The 15,864-nt window shown below is 61.8% G+C and carries 16 protein-coding genes; 5 read left to right on the top strand and 11 right to left on the bottom strand.

Going from position 1 to position 15,864, the window contains the following annotated elements; genetic code table 11:
- Positions 1-44 precede the first annotated feature (44 nt).
- The 3 genes from OU993_RS03235 to moaB are packed head-to-tail and all read left to right on the top strand — an operon-like array spanning position 45 to position 3,481.
- Positions 45-2,048, top strand: coding sequence for a tetratricopeptide repeat protein (locus tag OU993_RS03235; protein ID WP_268157483.1), 2,004 nt, complete (start codon positions 45-47; stop codon positions 2,046-2,048).
- A 3-nt stretch (positions 2,049-2,051) separates the two neighbouring features.
- Positions 2,052-2,930 carry a 4-(cytidine 5'-diphospho)-2-C-methyl-D-erythritol kinase gene (locus tag OU993_RS03240; RefSeq protein WP_268154816.1) on the top strand — a complete coding sequence of 293 codons (879 nt, stop codon included), beginning with the start codon at positions 2,052-2,054 and terminating at the stop codon, positions 2,928-2,930.
- Complete coding sequence (moaB, locus tag OU993_RS03245; protein ID WP_268154817.1) at positions 2,930-3,481, top strand: molybdenum cofactor biosynthesis protein B; 552 nt, start codon at positions 2,930-2,932, stop codon at positions 3,479-3,481. The genes OU993_RS03240 and moaB overlap by 1 nt, the downstream gene beginning before the upstream one ends.
- A gap of 9 nt (positions 3,482-3,490) precedes the next feature.
- Here the strand turns inward: moaB and OU993_RS03250 are convergent, their stop codons facing one another.
- Positions 3,491-4,003 carry a glycosyl transferase gene (locus tag OU993_RS03250; RefSeq protein WP_268154818.1) on the bottom strand — a complete coding sequence of 171 codons (513 nt, stop codon included), beginning with the start codon at positions 4,001-4,003 and terminating at the stop codon, positions 3,491-3,493.
- Between the two features lie 130 nt (positions 4,004-4,133).
- Here OU993_RS03250 and OU993_RS03255 point away from each other — a divergent pair, with 130 nt between their 5' ends.
- Positions 4,134-5,291, top strand: a complete 1,158-nt coding sequence (locus OU993_RS03255) for a PA0069 family radical SAM protein (RefSeq protein ID WP_268154819.1) — start codon at positions 4,134-4,136, stop codon at positions 5,289-5,291.
- A gap of 178 nt (positions 5,292-5,469) precedes the next feature.
- Complete coding sequence (locus OU993_RS03260; protein ID WP_268154820.1) at positions 5,470-6,123, top strand: ribonuclease HII; 654 nt, start codon at positions 5,470-5,472, stop codon at positions 6,121-6,123.
- A 176-nt stretch (positions 6,124-6,299) separates the two neighbouring features.
- Here OU993_RS03260 and OU993_RS03265 read toward each other — a convergent pair whose 3' ends face one another.
- The 10 genes from OU993_RS03265 to OU993_RS03310 all read right to left on the bottom strand — a co-directional run bounded on the left by OU993_RS03265 (position 6,300) and on the right by OU993_RS03310 (position 15,833).
- A complete protein-coding gene (locus tag OU993_RS03265) occupies positions 6,300-6,785 on the bottom strand; it encodes a F0F1 ATP synthase subunit B (protein WP_268154821.1) in 486 nt (161 codons plus the stop codon).
- A gap of 5 nt (positions 6,786-6,790) precedes the next feature.
- Positions 6,791-7,399, bottom strand: coding sequence for a F0F1 ATP synthase subunit B (locus OU993_RS03270; RefSeq protein ID WP_268154822.1), 609 nt, complete (start codon positions 7,397-7,399; stop codon positions 6,791-6,793).
- Between the two features lie 82 nt (positions 7,400-7,481).
- A complete protein-coding gene (locus tag OU993_RS03275; RefSeq protein WP_010026583.1) occupies positions 7,482-7,709 on the bottom strand; it encodes a F0F1 ATP synthase subunit C in 228 nt (75 codons plus the stop codon).
- A gap of 66 nt (positions 7,710-7,775) precedes the next feature.
- A complete protein-coding gene (locus OU993_RS03280) occupies positions 7,776-8,528 on the bottom strand; it encodes a F0F1 ATP synthase subunit A (RefSeq protein ID WP_268154823.1) in 753 nt (250 codons plus the stop codon).
- Between the two features lie 78 nt (positions 8,529-8,606).
- Positions 8,607-8,963, bottom strand: a complete 357-nt coding sequence (locus tag OU993_RS03285) for an AtpZ/AtpI family protein (protein ID WP_268154824.1) — start codon at positions 8,961-8,963, stop codon at positions 8,607-8,609.
- 233 nt (positions 8,964-9,196) lie between these two features.
- A complete protein-coding gene (locus OU993_RS03290; protein WP_268157484.1) occupies positions 9,197-10,330 on the bottom strand; it encodes a cell wall hydrolase in 1,134 nt (377 codons plus the stop codon).
- 145 nt (positions 10,331-10,475) lie between these two features.
- Positions 10,476-12,389, bottom strand: coding sequence for a potassium transporter Kup (locus OU993_RS03295; RefSeq protein ID WP_268154825.1), 1,914 nt, complete (start codon positions 12,387-12,389; stop codon positions 10,476-10,478).
- Positions 12,390-12,405: 16 nt separating this feature from the next.
- Entirely contained in the window at positions 12,406-13,377 is a 972-nt protein-coding gene (locus tag OU993_RS03300) for a magnesium transporter CorA family protein (protein WP_268154826.1), read from the bottom strand.
- 144 nt (positions 13,378-13,521) lie between these two features.
- Positions 13,522-14,697: an Mrp/NBP35 family ATP-binding protein gene (locus tag OU993_RS03305; RefSeq protein WP_268154827.1), complete on the bottom strand. Its 1,176-nt coding sequence runs from the start codon at positions 14,695-14,697 to the stop codon at positions 13,522-13,524.
- 404 nt (positions 14,698-15,101) lie between these two features.
- Positions 15,102-15,833 carry a LuxR family transcriptional regulator gene (locus tag OU993_RS03310; protein WP_268154828.1) on the bottom strand — a complete coding sequence of 244 codons (732 nt, stop codon included), beginning with the start codon at positions 15,831-15,833 and terminating at the stop codon, positions 15,102-15,104.
- Between the last annotated feature and the right edge of the window lie 31 nt (positions 15,834-15,864).

Below are 15,864 nucleotides of genomic sequence, written 5' to 3' on the forward strand. Positions count from 1 at the left end.
GACGGCCACCGAGCCGTCCCATGCTCTTCATGAAAGGCACCTTCATGCGGCAGAAATTTGCCCTTCGTCTGCTCTCCGGCGCGGCACTCGGGGCGCTCATGCTTCTGGGTTCGGCTCACACCCAGCTGGCATCAGCAGCGGACAATCCGGTCACCGAAGACGTCACCTTCTCGCCCGACACGGTGAACACCTTCTCCGGTGCCTTCCTGGCTGCGCGCACGGCTGACGTGGACCATGACTATCCGACCGCCATCGCGCTCTACCAGAAGGCGCTTGCCTTCGAGCCGGCCAATGTGGACATCCGCGAACGGCTGATGATCTCGCTCCTGATGAACGGCCAGTTCGACGAGGGCCTGAAGCAGGCGGACGCGCTGAAGGAGGATGCCGCCGTCGAGCGTGTCACCACCATCGTGCGCGGGCTCGACGCCATTCGCCGTGGCGATTACGCCCAGGCCGAAAAGTTGCTGGCCTATACGGGTGCGAACGATCTCGATCGCCTGACCCACCAGCTGATGAGCGGCTGGGCAAAAGTGGGCGCCGGCAAGGGTGCGGACGGGATCAAGACCATCCGCAACCTCAAAGGGCCGGACTGGTTCAAGGCCTTTACCGAATATCACATGGGCGCAATGGCGCTGGTTTCCGGTGACAATGCAACCGCGCGTCGCCACCTGACGGCGGCCATTACCAGCGAAGAGGCGATTGCCACGACGCCGGACACCTTCATGCGCGCCGTGATGGCACTCGCACGGCTGGAAGCCTCCGAAGGCAACAAACGCAAGGCGCTGGATGCGATTGCGGTGGCCGAACGTCAGATCACCAATTACGCCCCGCTGAAGGCACTGCGCGACAGCATCGAGAAGGGGGAGAAGCCCGAGCAGCAGATCACCACCGCGACCGCCGGTGCGGCCTCGGTTCTGTTTTCCATCGGCAGTGCCCTGAACCGCCAGGGTGCCGAGGAAATGGTCTCGCTCTATCTGCAGATCTCGCATGCGCTGGACCCGAAAAGCGCCGACACGCTGATCCTGCTCGGCGGCATTGCCGAAAAGCTGGAAATGCCGAAACAGGCGATCGAGCTTTACGGCCGCGTGCCGGCGGATTCGCCGATGCGGCGGATTTCCGAGCTGCAGCTTGGCCTGACGCTGGCCCAGACCGGCGACGTGACGGCTGCCCGCGAGCACCTGAAGTCGCTGATCGAGTCCGATCCGAGCGACATCCGCAGTTATATCGCCTATGGCAGCGTGCTTTCGGATGCAAAAGACTATGCCGAAATGGCGCGCAATTACGACAAGGCCGTCGAGGTGATCGGCCCCGTGCCGCGCGCCACCGACTGGTCGGTCTTCTTCCAGCGCGGCATTGCCTATGAGCGGCTGAAGGAATGGGACAAGGCGGAGCCGAATTTCCGCAAAGCGCTGGAACTTAATCCCGACCAGCCGCAGGTTCTGAACTATCTCGGTTATTCCTGGGTGGACATGAACCGCAACCTGGAAGAAGGCCTGCAGATGATCCGCAAGGCGGTCGATCTGCGGCCCGATGACGGCTACATCGTCGATTCGCTCGGCTGGGCCTATTATCGCCTCGGCCGGTATGACGACGCGGTGGAAGAGCTGGAACGCGCGGTGCAGCTGCGCGCCGGCGACGCGACGATCAACGACCATCTGGGTGACGCCTACTGGCGTGTGGGCCGCAAGCTCGAAGCCGGTTTCCAGTGGCAGCGGGCGCTGACCATGAAACCGGAGCTGACCGAGATCCCGAAGATCGAACAGAAGATCCGCGAAGGCCTGACGGAGGCGCCAACGCCGCCGGTCAACACCGCGATGGCCGCCCCCGGCGCGACCGTGCCGCAGGCAGCAACGGATGCGACCAAGGGAGCGGCGGAACCGCTGGAATACATCGTCAATGCCGGCGACACATTGTGGAAGATCGCAGCAGAACGGCTGGGCGACCGGGACCGGGCTCAGGAGATCATCGATCTCAACCCGGACCTGAAGCGCAATCCGAACCGGCTGCAGCCGGGCCAGGTGCTGAAGCTGCCTGCCGTCCAAGACTGATCGATGGATCCATCCATCCACGAAACAGCGCGTGCGAAAATCAATCTCGCGCTGCATGTGACCGGCCGGCGGGCGGATGGCTATCATCTGCTCGACAGCCTGGTGACGTTTGCCGAAGCGGGCGATGGGCTGCGCTTCGCGTCCTCTGCCGCCGACCGGCTGACGCTTGGCGGTCGTTTCGGGGCTCTTCTCGATGCCGAGGGCGACAATCTCGTGGTCAAGGCGCGCGATCTGTTGCGGCTGGCGCTTCAGGAGCTTGGCCACGCAGCCCCGCCGGTGCATATCCACCTCGACAAGGACCTGCCGATTGCCGCCGGCATTGGCGGCGGCTCTGCCGATGCGGCGGCGACCTTGCGCGGCCTACAAAGGTTTTGGAACGCCACACTGCCGGATGAAGCGCTGGCTGTGCTTGCGCTGAAGCTCGGCGCCGATGTGCCGATGTGCCTCTCCAGCCGACCGCTGATCGCCCGTGGCATTGGCGAGGCGCTGACGCCGGTTGCGCTGCCGGCCTTCTCCATGGTGCTGGTCAACCCGCTGATCGGTGTATCCACCCCGGAGATCTTCCGGCGGCTGGAGCGACGTGACAATGCGCCCCTGCCTCCCCTGCCGCCTTCCGGCGATGCCTCTGTCTGGCTCGATTACCTCAAAGACCAGCGCAACGACCTGGAGCCGCCGGCCCGCAGCCTTGTCTCGGTGATCGGGCAACTGATCACCGCGCTGGAGGAGAGCGGCGCCCGCCTTGCCCGCATGTCCGGCTCCGGCGCCACCTGTTTTGGCCTCTATGCCGCGGAGCGGGACGCCATTGCAGCGAGCGAACAACTGGCAGCCCGCTTTCCCGAGGCCTATATCAAGGCGACACGCACGCTGCCGGGAGACGCATGATGGACCGTATCGACGAAAGCCGCCCCTTCATTCCAGTCGGCATTGCCGTCCTGACCGTCTCCGATACACGCCGCCTGGACAATGACAAATCCGGCGACACATTGGTGCAGCGTATTACGGAAGCTGGCCACCGGCTGATTTCCCGAGTGATCGTCCCCGACGAACGCGAGGCGATCTTCGAGCAGGTGCGCAGCTGGACTTTGCATGATGAGATCGATGTGGTGATCACCACCGGCGGCACGGGGTTTACCGGCCGTGACGTAACGCCGGAGGCGCTGGAACCGCTATTCGAAAAGCGCATGGACGGTTTTTCGGAAGTCTTCCACCGCATTTCCTACGACAAGATCGGCACGTCCACCATCCAGTCGCGCGCGACCGGCGGCGTGGCCAATGCCACCTTCATCTTCGTGTTGCCCGGCTCGCCCGGCGCCTGCAAGGATGCATGGGACGGCATTTTGCGCGCGCAGCTCGACTATCGGCACATGCCCTGCAATTTCGTGGAAATCATGCCGCGCCTGGACGAACATTTGAGACGCGGCGGAAAAGGCTGATGTCGCCCATCAGGGACGGGTCGCCCAGGCAGGAACAATCTCGCTGATCAGCTGGAACGGCTTGTGGCCACCGGCTAGATCCACAAGCCGCATGCCGGCTTTCGCCTGCGCCATCGCTTCTGCCTTGCGCAGGATCAGACCCTGCTCAAGCGGCGGGACCGGCGACAGCAGGCGTCGAAACAGCGGACGCCGATGGTTGCGCGATGGCGAAAACCGGGCCGGCTGGCGGTTCATGGCAATATGCTCCGTCACCTCCTCCACCCAGCCGATCTGCGGCCGGGCACCGGGTTCGATGAGGAACAGCCACTCGCCACGCGCCGCCTGCAGCACATCACGCAGGTCCCAGTCCTGATGGAACCGGCAACCGGCGGCATCGGCCACCCGCGGCGAGGCATCGCTGGAGCCACAATCGAGCACGGCCACATCGCTCACGAGCCCCTCCACGGCACCCGTGACCAGCACAGACAGGGTCTGTGCCAGCTCCGATTCCTGATCGCGGCATTCCAGTAAAACAGTCAGCATGATGCATGCTTATCGCATCGCAGCAGGAATTGCCACAAAGCTGTCACACGGAATTTGTTCTTGCATTGTTCTCATTTCTGCAGTAGGAATCTTGTCACGGTGGACGGGGAGTTCACCGCAGGAGTTTCCCATGAACGAGCTGTCCCAGTTGCAGCAGGACGCATTCGCGCCTGCTCATACGGCTGATATTGCCGATAGCCTGGTGCAGGCTTCCGGCCTCAGGATCGAGGTCGATCGCCGGCGCGGCCGCGGCGCGGGGTTGAACCCGAGCGGGCGGTTCGAGGAACTGCGTCGGGAAGTGTTCGACGACGGCTGGCAGACGCTGGAGGACCTCGAACCCTTCAAGACCGACGTGCAGGTGGAAAAACCGAAGACGGCGATCACCCGCAACGAATCCCCCGACATTCCCTTCGACCGGTCGGTGAACCCCTATCGTGGCTGCGAACATGGCTGCATCTATTGTTTTGCCCGGCCGACGCACAGCTATATGGGCCTGTCCGCCGGTCTCGATTTCGAAACGAAGCTGTTTGCCAAACCGGATGCACCTCGGCTTCTGGAGCGGGAGCTCAGCCGACGCGAATACAAGGTAAAGCCGATTGCGATTGGCACCAACACCGATCCCTATCAGCCGATCGAGAAGGAATGGCGGATCATGCGCCAGCTTCTCGAGGTGCTGGCCAAGGCCAATCATCCGGTGATGATCGTGACCAAATCGGCGCTCGTGACACGCGATATCGACATCCTGTCCGAGATGGCGGCCAAGGGGCTGGCCAAGGTGGCGCTGTCGGTGACGACGCTCGACCGCAAACTTGCCCGGAGCATGGAGCCGAGGGCGTCCACGCCGGCCAAGCGGCTGGAGGCGATCCGCCAGCTGACGGAGGCGGGCATTCCGACCAGTGTTCTTGCCTCACCGATCATTCCGGCGCTGAACGACCATGAACTCGAGCGCATTCTGGAGGCCGCGCAGGCCGCGGGAGCAACCACCGCCAGTTACATTCTGCTCCGGCTGCCGCTCGAGGTGAGCCCCCTCTTTCGGGACTGGCTGCTGCGCAACTATCCGGACCGCTACCGGCATGTGATGTCGCTGATCCGCTCGATGCGCGGCGGCAAGGACTACGACGCGGAATTCGGCAAGCGCATGAAAGGCGCCGGCCCCTATGCCTGGCAGATTTCCCGCCGCTTCGAGATCGCGGCCAAACGTCTGGGGCTCGGTCGGCGCGGTGTGGCGCTTCGCGACGATCTGTTCATTGCGCCTGCCGGCGGCGGCGTGCAGCTGTCGTTGTTGTGAATGATCCGGCCGGCCAGAGCCGGCGTTATACACTCTGAAGATTTCGGCAAGGTCCGCCGCCTCGGCCTGCCGGAGAGCCCTGGAACCATCCTGTCCCCTTGGATGGTCGCAAGCGTTGCCGCCTCACCGCTTCGCCAGGGCTTGCAGGAGATCGGGTGCGCGTGCGAGTGAATGCCGCATGTTGAAACGCACGCCACCCGATTCTCCGAGCCTTTTCGACGCTGGCCCTCTGGCGCCGGATTTTTCGCTGGAGCTTGCCGCCCGCGCTGCCGGTCACTGGCCGGTGGCAGGAACGGATGAAGCCGGGCGGGGGCCGCTGGCGGGCCCGGTGGTGGCGGCAGCGGTCATCCTCGATCCGGATCATATTCCGGTCGGCCTCAATGATTCCAAGCAACTGACGGCCAAACAGCGAGAGCGGCTGTTCGACGAGATCCTGGCGACGGCCCACGTCTCGATCGCGAGTTCCGGCCCTACCCTGATCGACGAACGCAACATTCTGCGCGCCAGCCTGGATGCGATGCGTCGCGCCGTGCTCGGGCTTTGCGTTGCACCGGCCTATGTGCTGACGGACGGTCGCGATATTCCACCCGGCATTCCGTGCAGCGCCAAAGCGGTGATCCAGGGCGATGCGCGTTCCGTGTCGATTGCCGCGGCCTCGATCATCGCCAAGGTCACCCGCGACCGGATGATGGCGCGGGCGCACGAGGTCTATCCGGCCTATGGGTTTGCCAGCCATGCCGGTTATGGCACCGCCCAGCACCGGCGTGCCATCGAGAAGGATGGCCCCTGCCCGCTGCACCGCATGAGTTTTCGCCCCTTGCGCAAGGACTGATGTCGTGCCGGTGCCGCGCTCCGGGCAGAGCCAAGGCCCGGTACGCGCTTCCTTCGCCGCCTTTGGCTGCGCACCGCTTGATCGCCTGCCCGTGCCCGCTTGACCCTCATAAACGCAAAAAGGCCGGGCGAACCCGGCCTTAACACTTACTGATATCTGGCGGATGCGCCGCCTGATCAGTTCAGGCGCGCCTTCACTTGACCGATCGAATGGCTGAAGAGCGCCTGCTGGGTCGAGGCATCGGCCTTGGCGGCGATGACCTTTTCGGCAGCGGCAACAGCGAGATCCACGGCTGCAGAGCGGACGGCACCGATCGCATCGGCTTCCGCCTGACGGATCTTCTGCTCGGAGAGAGCATTACGGCGAGCCACGAACTCCTCCGTCTTCTGACGGGCTTCCTCGGTGATCATCGCAGCTTCACGTTCGGCAGCGGCCACGATGTTGGCGGCTTCCGCTTCGGCTTCCTTGCGCTTGCGCTGGTATTCGGCGAGCAGAGCCTGGGCTTCCTCGCGCAGGCGCTTGGCCTGTTCCAGCTCGTCGCGGATATTGTCGGCGCGCTTGTCGAGCGCCTGCGCCATCATGCCCGGAACCTTGAGGTAGGCAATCAGGACGAAGAAGAGGACGAGGCCGACGAAGGCAAAGAAAGTTGCATCAAATGCCATGACGATCAGGCTCCCACTTTGGCGGCGGCAACGGCAGCCTTTACGTCGTCAGTGCTGGCCTTGGGGCCGATCAGCTGCTCGACGATGGCAGAGGCCGTTTCTTCGGCAATGGCGCCCACTTCGGCGAAAGCCTTCGCCTTGATGTCACCGATGCGGGTTTCGGCGGCGGCAAGCTTTTCCGACAGTTCCGCTTCGATGGCGGCGCGGTCGGCATTGGCCTTTGCCTTGGCAGCTTCGCGGGCGGTCTCGGCAATCGTGCCGGCCTTGCCGCGTGCGGCTGCGAGTTCCTTTTCATAGGTCTCGACGGCGGCATCGGCTTCCGCCTTCAGGCGGGATGCTTCATCAAGATCCTGTGCAATGCGGTCGTGACGGTGTTCGAGAATGCCACCGATCCGGGGCACGATCACCTTCTGCATGACCAGGTAGAAGAAACCGAACGTGATGACCAGCCACAGAAGCTGGGACGGATAGGTCGACTGGTCAAACGGCGGAAAAACGCCGGAGCCATGTTCGCCATGGGCCACACCGGTTTCCGTATGCACGTTGCCAGCAGCTCCATGCGTATCGCCATTGGCCGGCGCGCCTTGTTGCGCGAATGCCGGTGTCACGAACATCATCACCTCCAGGGGGTATTCAATGTAAAAGGATCACGGCCAGGCTTAGGTGCGGCCGTGATCCCAATCCGGTTGCCGTGAATTAGACGGCGAACAGCAGGAGGAGAGCTACGAGCAGCGAGAAGATGCCCAGAGCTTCCGTAACGGCGAAGCCGAATACCAGACGGCCGAACTGGCTGTCAGCGGCAGACGGGTTGCGCAGAGCGCCGGAGAGGTAGTTGCCGAAGATGTTGCCGAGGCCGAGGGCCGTGCCGGCCATGCCAAAGCAAGCCAGACCTGCGCCGATGAACTTTGCTGCTTCCGCTTCCATGTGAATGCTCCTTCGAATGGGTTGTTGCGGCGGATGACTGACGCTTCAATACGCCAATGTCGCTCCTCAGTGGCCGCCCGGATGGACTGCGTCGTTGAGGTACATGCATGTCAGTACCGCAAAGACGTAGGCCTGCAGGAAGGCTACGAGGAATTCGAGACCGGTCAGAGCGACCGTCATGATCAGGGGCAGGATCGCGCCACCGATTCCGATTGCGCCAAGGGTTCCGAGCGAGGCGACGAAGCCTGCGAACACCTTCAGCGTGATGTGACCCGCCAGCATGTTGGCGAAAAGACGAACCGACAGCGAGATCGGGCGGGACAGGAAAGAGATGATTTCGATTGCGACGACGAGCGGCAGAAGCACGCCCGGAACACCGCTTGGAACGAAGACGTTCAGGAAGTGGAAACCGTGTTTGTAAAAGCCGTAGACCACGACCGTACCGATGACGAAAACCGCCAGCGCGAAGGTCACGATGATCTGGCTCGTCACGGTGAAGAAGTAAGGGAACATGCCGAGCAGGTTCGCGGTCAGCACGAACATGAACAGCGTGAAGACCATCGGGAAGAACTTCATGCCATGGCTGCCGGCGCCTTCGCGCAGCATGGAGGCGATGAATTCATAGGACATTTCCGCAACCGACTGCGACCGGCTGGGGATCAGCCCGCGATTGGCGGTCGAGAAATACAGGAAGCCGGCTGCGCAGGCGACCGTTGCGACCATGAACAGGGACGCATTGGTGAACGAGAAATCCATACCGCCGATCTCAATCGGGACGATCTTCGAGATCTGGAACTGATGGGTCGGATCGTTTGCCACCGCTCTACCTTCTTTCTTGCCTATGACCTGTCAAAACGACAGATCGTTCTCATTGCTCTACCCGGGCCTACCCGGCACTCAGTGACCGCTCTGATCGTCCTTGGCGCCGGGCTTGAACGGCCCGGGCTTGGCGACCATGCCGACGGCACGGAGCACATTCAAAATTGCGGCACAAAAACCGAGAAGAAGAAAAACGATCATCCCCCACGGCGCAGTGCCAACAAAACGGTCGATCAGATAACCCAGCATGGCACCAACGGCCACCGCGGCTATGAATTCGGAAGATATCTTCAACCCGAGGGCCATGCCTTTGCGGCTTTCCTCGGATTGCATCTCCCTGGCTCGCTCCGCAGCCTCGCCTTTTGTTCGTCCGGCCAGCTTGGCAGACAAATTCTTCCGGCGTTGCTCCAGACTATCGTCCCGGTCTTCCGTCATCAGCGCGTCCCCCTCAAGGCCCTGCCCGAACCGCCCCGGTCCGAACCACTCTCTAAGCCCTGGAAATTAGCGCCTTCAGGCCCGTTTTGAAGTCGCGCGCACCATAGTTTTGCGCGCATCCATAGTCAAGGCGTCGCAAGACGCTCATCCAGAACAAATTAACCGAGAAATTTCAGCGCTTTAAGCCACAACCGACGAAAGTTGCGACACACCGCGCAGGGAATCGGTGACGTTTAGCTCCAGCCGCCGCCATAGGTGCGATAAAAGACGTGCAGGCCGATGCGCCCCACCTTCTTCATGGTGCGGGCCCAGTTCGGCCGCACATAGACGGCATGGTAATGCGTGGAGGAGCCGACCTCCTTCAGCCAGATCTTGCCCGCAGTCACCGCAAGTGCCACTTCGCGGGCCATCGCCCAGTGCTCACGCGAACGAATGCGGTCGCGGATATTGTCGCAGGCAAAGGAAAACTGGCAGCGGTTGCGCCAGTCCTCGTTCTGGTAGACCACGCCGCAGATCGTATCGGGATAGGCTGGATTGCGCACGCGGTTGAGGATGACCTGGGCGACCGCCGCCTGGCCCTTCACCGATTCCCCGCGCGCCTCGAAATAGATGCCGGAGGCGAGGCACTGCTGTTCCGCGGCGGAAAACACCGCCGGCGGCAACGGCGTCGCCGCCCAGGCGTGATCGTCCGGGTTGATCTCCGGCACGAAGCGGCCATTGTCCTTCTTTTCGGTCAGGATGGCGTCGAAGGGCGACTGCCGGGCAAAATCGGGTTTCGGCGGGGCATAGGCCGTCGCCAGCACATCCGCCCGGTCATTGGTCACCAGGCTTGCCACCATAGGCGAAAGGGGAATGTCAGGCGTCTTCTTTTCCTCGCGACGGAAATAGAAGGAGGCAAGCTGCACCTGTTCGGCCGTTTTCGGCGCCTTGGCGAAGGCCACCAGTTCCGTCTTCTTCGCCGGCGGATCGAGCAGCGAACTGGACCGCTGAAGGATGGAGCCGGCGGAAAAAGCCTTGGGCGGCTGCATGGGTTCGACGGCGACCACCCGCCCCTTCTTGTCCGCGCGCCGGACACACTCTTCGTCCGGCGTCTGGTCGGCGTTCTTGTCCGGTGTGTTGAAGGCGATCTTGCGGCCATCCGGCAGCGACATGCCGGCATTGGCAATCAGCCGTGCCTCGCCCTCCGGGAAGGTGAGTTCTGCCGCATGCAGCGAACCGGCCGGCGAATTGGTCAGCACCATGCGCCACTGCATGCCGGACCGGTCGAAACCGGCGAGCAGATCGGCCAGATCACCCTGGGCCGGGATGGAGGGGAAGATCAGCCATGCGGCAAACCCGAACAGGACGGGGGATGCCCAGCGATCCATGACGGACCGGCGGGACTTGCTGTTACTCCGCGTACGCACAGACGCAACTCCAAGACGCTTTCACTCTTGGAGAAAACAATGTGGGATTAACCTAAATGGAGGGTTAACGCCCGGAAATCCGGGCGCTTCCGGCATCAGATATTGCTTAAATAATAACGTGGGAGCCGAGTTCGACCACACGGTTCGCAGGCAGGTGGAAATAGTCCGACGGATCGATGGCCGTGTTCGCCAACCCGATGAACAGGCGGTCCTGCCACATGGGCATACCCGATTCCGCATCCGGCACCAGCTTTCGGCGGCCGAGATAAAAGGAGGTCGACATGATGTCGAACTTCAGGCCGCACTTTCGCAAATAACCCAGCGCCTGCGAGACGTTCTGCGACTGCATGAAACCGAAACGCAGTTCGATCAACGTAAAACGTTCCGTCAGCTTGGTGATGGTGAAGGAGTTTTCCGCGGAAACGCGCGGCTTGTTGACGGTGCGGATCGTCAGGATGACGTTCTTTTCGTGCAGGACGTGATTGTGCTTGATGTTGTGCATCAGCGCGGCGGGTGCCGATTCCGGATCGCTGGTCAGGAAGATCGCCGTGCCCGGCACGTTGACCGGCGCGTGCGCACTTTTTGCTTCCATCGAACGTTCGATGGAAGCGGCAAAGGTGGCAAGCGGCACATCGGCCCGGCGGGTCTTTTCCGCCAGAATGCTGGTGCCGCGCTTCCAGGTCCACATGACGACGGTAAAGACGATCGCGATCAGCACCGGCACGTAACCGCCATCATGGATCTTCAGGAGGTTCGCGCCAAGGAAGACGAATTCAAGCGAAAGCAGCGGCAAAAGCGTGACAAAGGCGATGCTGCGCGGCCAGTTCCAGCGCTTGCGGACGAATTCGAACGCCATCAGCGTGGTGACGACCATCGCCCCCGTGACCGAAATGCCATAGGCGGTGGCAAGCGCATCCGAGCTTTCAAAACCAAGCACCAGGGCCAGAACGCCGATCAGGAGCAGGATGTTGACGCCCGGCAGGAAGATCTGCCCGGTATTGGTTTCCGAGGTAAACAGGATTTCCATGCGCGGCAGATAACCGAGATGGATCGCCTGGCGCACCAGCGAAAAGGCGCCGGTGATTACCGCCTGGCTGGCAATGATGGTGGCGGCCGTCGCCAGAATTACCATCGGCAGCAGCGCCCAGGAGGGAAACATCAGGAAGAAGGGGTTCTGCATGGCCTCCGGCTGCTTCAGCACGAAGGCGCCCTGCCCCAGGTAATTCAGCGTGAGGGCCGGAAACACCAGCACCAGCCAGGCCCACTGGATGGGCTTGCGGCCAAAATGGCCGAGATCGGCATACAGCGCCTCGGCGCCCGTGACGGTCAGGAACACCGCGCCCAGCACCACAATGCCGACAAAACCTTCCTGCGTCATGAAGAGGATTGCGTAATAGGGGTTGAAGGCAAGCAGGATCGTCGGATCGTCAAAAATATGCGAGACGCCGGCGACCGCCATGGCCAAAAACCAGACGGCGGTGATCGGCCCGAAAAAACGCGCCACCATGCCGGTGCCCTGGGACTGGATGGCAAACAGCGCAATCAGGATCACCATCGAGATCGGCAGCACCGCTTCATCGAAGGCCGGCGTTACGAGTTTCAGGCCCTCGACCGCCGACATGACCGACAGCGCCGGCGTGATCATCGCATCCCCCATAAAGAGCGCCGCCCCGATAAGGCCGAGCACCATCAGCGTTGCGCGATGACCGCCCGCCGTCTTCATCAGCATGGCAAGCAGCGACAGGGTGCCGCCTTCACCGTCGTTATCGGCGCGCAACAGAAAGAGGACGTATTTCAACGTGACGATGATCGTCAGCGTCCAGATCATCAGCGAAATGATGCCAATGATCTCGTATTGCGTCACGCCATCGGCAGACACCGGCCGCAGCGCCTCGCGAAACGCATAAAGCGGGCTGGTGCCGATATCGCCGTAAACGACACCGACGGAGCCGAGCGCAAGGCCAAGGAATTTCTTCAGGCCTTTGTCGTCATGCGCATGTTCATGATGGAGTTCGGACATCCGACCCTCTGGCTCGTCAGAGCCAGCCTTTCCAGCGGAAGAAATAAAAGGGCACGACCGCGGAAATGATCATCGCGACGAGTGCCATGGGATAACCGAAGCTCCAGCCGAGCTCCGGCATGTTCTGAAAGTTCATGCCATAGATGGAGGCGACCAGCGTCGGCGGCAGGAAGACCACCGAGGCGATCGAGAAGATCTTGATGATGGCGTTCTGCTCGACATTGATCAGCCCGAGCGAGGCATCGAGCAGGAACGAGATATTGGCCGCGACAAACCCGACATGCTCGGAGAGCGTGGCGACGTCACGCGCCACCGTCTTGCACAGCTTGGCGGTGTCCTTGTCGCTCGTCACCGCATGGGTGTTCATCAAAAAGGTCAGCACGCGGGACAAGGAACCGAGGCTGTCGCGCACCTTGCCGATCAACCGATGGCATTCGGCGATATCGGCAAGCTTGCCCTCGAGGAATTTCGGCGGACGGCGTCTTGCGCGGTCACGAAAGATCTCGGAGGAGAGCCCATCGATGCGGGCGATCGCCGTTTCGAGAATTTCCGCCGTGCGGTCGGCAATGGTTTCCAGCAGATGAGCCAGCACGGCGCAGCCGTTCGACATGTCTTCCGGAACGCGCCCGAAGGCGGCAACGAAGAGATGGAACGATTTCGGCTCGGCATAACGCACGGTCAGCAGCCGGTCGCGTGCGAGGATGAAGGCGACGTCCGTCAACTGCGGATCATCGGTATCCGCCCGCCAGACCAGCGAGGCCGTCATGAAGACGCTCGTCTTTTCGACATAAAGGCGGCTTGAAGGTTCGATATCCTTCAACTCGTCGCGGGTGGGAACGGAAATGTCGAGCAAGCTTTCGACGAAACGATCCTCCTCCGGCGTCGGGTGAAGAAGGTCGATCCAGACAATATCATCGGCAAGGCCGGACGAGGATTGATCCGGTATGAGGACCGTTTCAGACCCGTTGGCGCGGTAGGCTTTGATCACGCAGCGTCTCCGTGCCGGCGCCCGATTAACCGACACAATTGAACGTTAGGGCCAGATTCCAGTTCCCTCGTCCCAAGCGGGATGCGCCTATACGCCTCGCCGGTGGCGAATGCAAGCGATAGCCCGATTCGCCCGCACGGACGGTTAATCGAAGACGATGGCGGGGGCTGCCCGCAGCGGACGTCCCGTCAACTCCTGCCAGACACGCGCGGCAATCTCGCGGTAGATACGGGCGGCCGGGCCGGACGGATCGGAGACGACAACCGGCGTGCCCGCATCCGAATTTTCGCGGATGTCCATGGTCAGCGGCACCTCGCCGAGGAAGGGCACCTTGATGCGCTCCGCCTCGGCCTTTGCTCCGCCGTGACCGAAGATATCGTAACGCGTGCCGGTATCGGGCGCGAGGAAATAGCTCATGTTTTCAATAATGCCGAGAAGCGGCACCTCGACCTTGCGGAACATGGCAATGCCCTTGCGGGCATCGATGAGAGCCAGATCCTGCGGCGTCGATACGATGACGGCACCGGCAAGCGGTACCTGCTGCGCCATGGTCAGCTGCGCATCGCCGGTGCCGGGCGGCATGTCGACCACCAGAACGTCGAGCTCACCCCAGGCGACCTCGCGCAACATCTGCAGGATGGCCGACTGCACCATCGGCCCGCGCCAGATCATCGCCGCTTCCTCTTCCACAAGAAAACCCATGGACATCGCCTTCAGGCCGTAATTCTCCATCGGCACGATGATGCGGTTTTCGATCTGCTGCGGACGGCCGGAAATCTTCAACAGCCGCGGCACCGAGGGGCCGTAGATATCGGCATCGAGCAGGCCGACCTTCAAGCCGTTGGCGATGAGGCCGAGCGCCAGGTTGACGGCGGTCGTCGATTTGCCGACGCCACCCTTGCCGGAGGCGACCGCGATGATGGCGCCGACACCCGGGACGCCCGCCTTCTGCGGACGCTGGCCCTGCCCTGCGCCTTGCGGTGCGGCATGGGAATGGCCGTGGGCGTGGCCCTGGGGGCCGCGGGAGGCCTGGGCGGGTGCTGGACGCGGCGGCGGCGCACTGCCGGCCTTGCGATCCGCCGTCAGCGTAACGAGCGCGCCCTTGACGCCCGGTATATCCCTGACGGTCCGTTCGGCGGCGACCCGCAGCGGCTCCAGTTCCTGTGCCCGTTCGGAGGGCACGGAGATCGAGAAATAGACCTTGCCATCGGCAATAAACACATCGGAAACCATGTTTCTCGACACGATATCGCCTTCCAGATCAGGACCACGCACGCGGCGCAACGCCTCGATCACGGTTTCCTTGGTCACGTCGGCCATGGTCACTCCCTGCCATCTACTCCTGCCGGACCGATTGCGTCCCGACGGGTTTTCCTTGGACAGACATATAGGTGCGGGCGTGGGGCAGGAGCAACAAGATTTCCCGATTGATGCCGTCACACCCGCCGGCGCGCGCCTCCGGGGACAGCCAGGAACAAGGACAAAGAAGCCGCCGTCCAGGCCTGCAGCGACAGATCACGCGCATGGCCTCAACGGCGGCTTTTCTTTTGTCGCGCCTCTTGGGACGCTTTTTAAGTCCCCTCTGGACCTGCCATAGCGATGCAGGATGCGTGCCAGATCAAGATTGCCGATGATTCGGTCGCAAACCACGCGATTACGGCAGGAATGCGCGAGACCGGCGCCACAAATTTGTGCAGCGCACGAAAAATCAGCATAAGGGGCGCCTATTTCACCAGCCCAAGCCGGAAGGCCTTGGCCACAGCCTGGGTGCGGTTGACCGCATTCAGCTTGCGAGTTGCGCGGTTGAGGTAATGGTTGACCGTATGTTCCGAGAGGTTGAGGATATCGGCGATTTCCGCGCTCGTTTTTCCGGCCGCGGTCCAGTTTACGCAATCCAGTTCACGTTCGCTCAGCGTTTCGGCAACGCGAACGTCGATCGAGCAGATCGCCGCCAACCGGTCGTAGACGTGCGTCGACAGATAAGACAGCTCCATGATTTCATTGGGTGCGAGATCGGACCGATTCCCCATGAAACCGACCACCCCGCGCTTGCCATTTACATCATGTACGGGAACGGCAAGACCACAGATAAAGTCGAACTGGCTGAAGATATCGGGAACAGCGGCGCTTGCGCGTTCCCGTCCAACCTCGGAGACCCTATAGCAGATCGGAAGAGTCGTCCCACGCAGCTTATGCAACAAAGGACTTGTTTGCAGCAGCTGATGTTTGTCAAATAGAGCAATAAATTCCGCCGGGAGATTTGTAATGACGGTACTTGCGCTGAGATCCAAAACCGTGCGGGCCGGAAGCGTGAACACTACGAAATACTTGAACCCATAGTGTTCCGAGACGTTGCGCATGAGACGCAGGATGTCGAACTGCGTATCAAATTTCGAGATTTCCAAAATAGATTCGTACAACGAAAATTTTTTCTTCTGCAAGGACCGGAGATCCATTTCATTTGCCTTCTAACAAATATCTGCCTCT

Source organism: Rhizobium sp. SL86 (assembly GCF_026672545.1).
In the GTDB taxonomy this organism is placed as follows: domain Bacteria; phylum Pseudomonadota; class Alphaproteobacteria; order Rhizobiales; family Rhizobiaceae; genus Neorhizobium.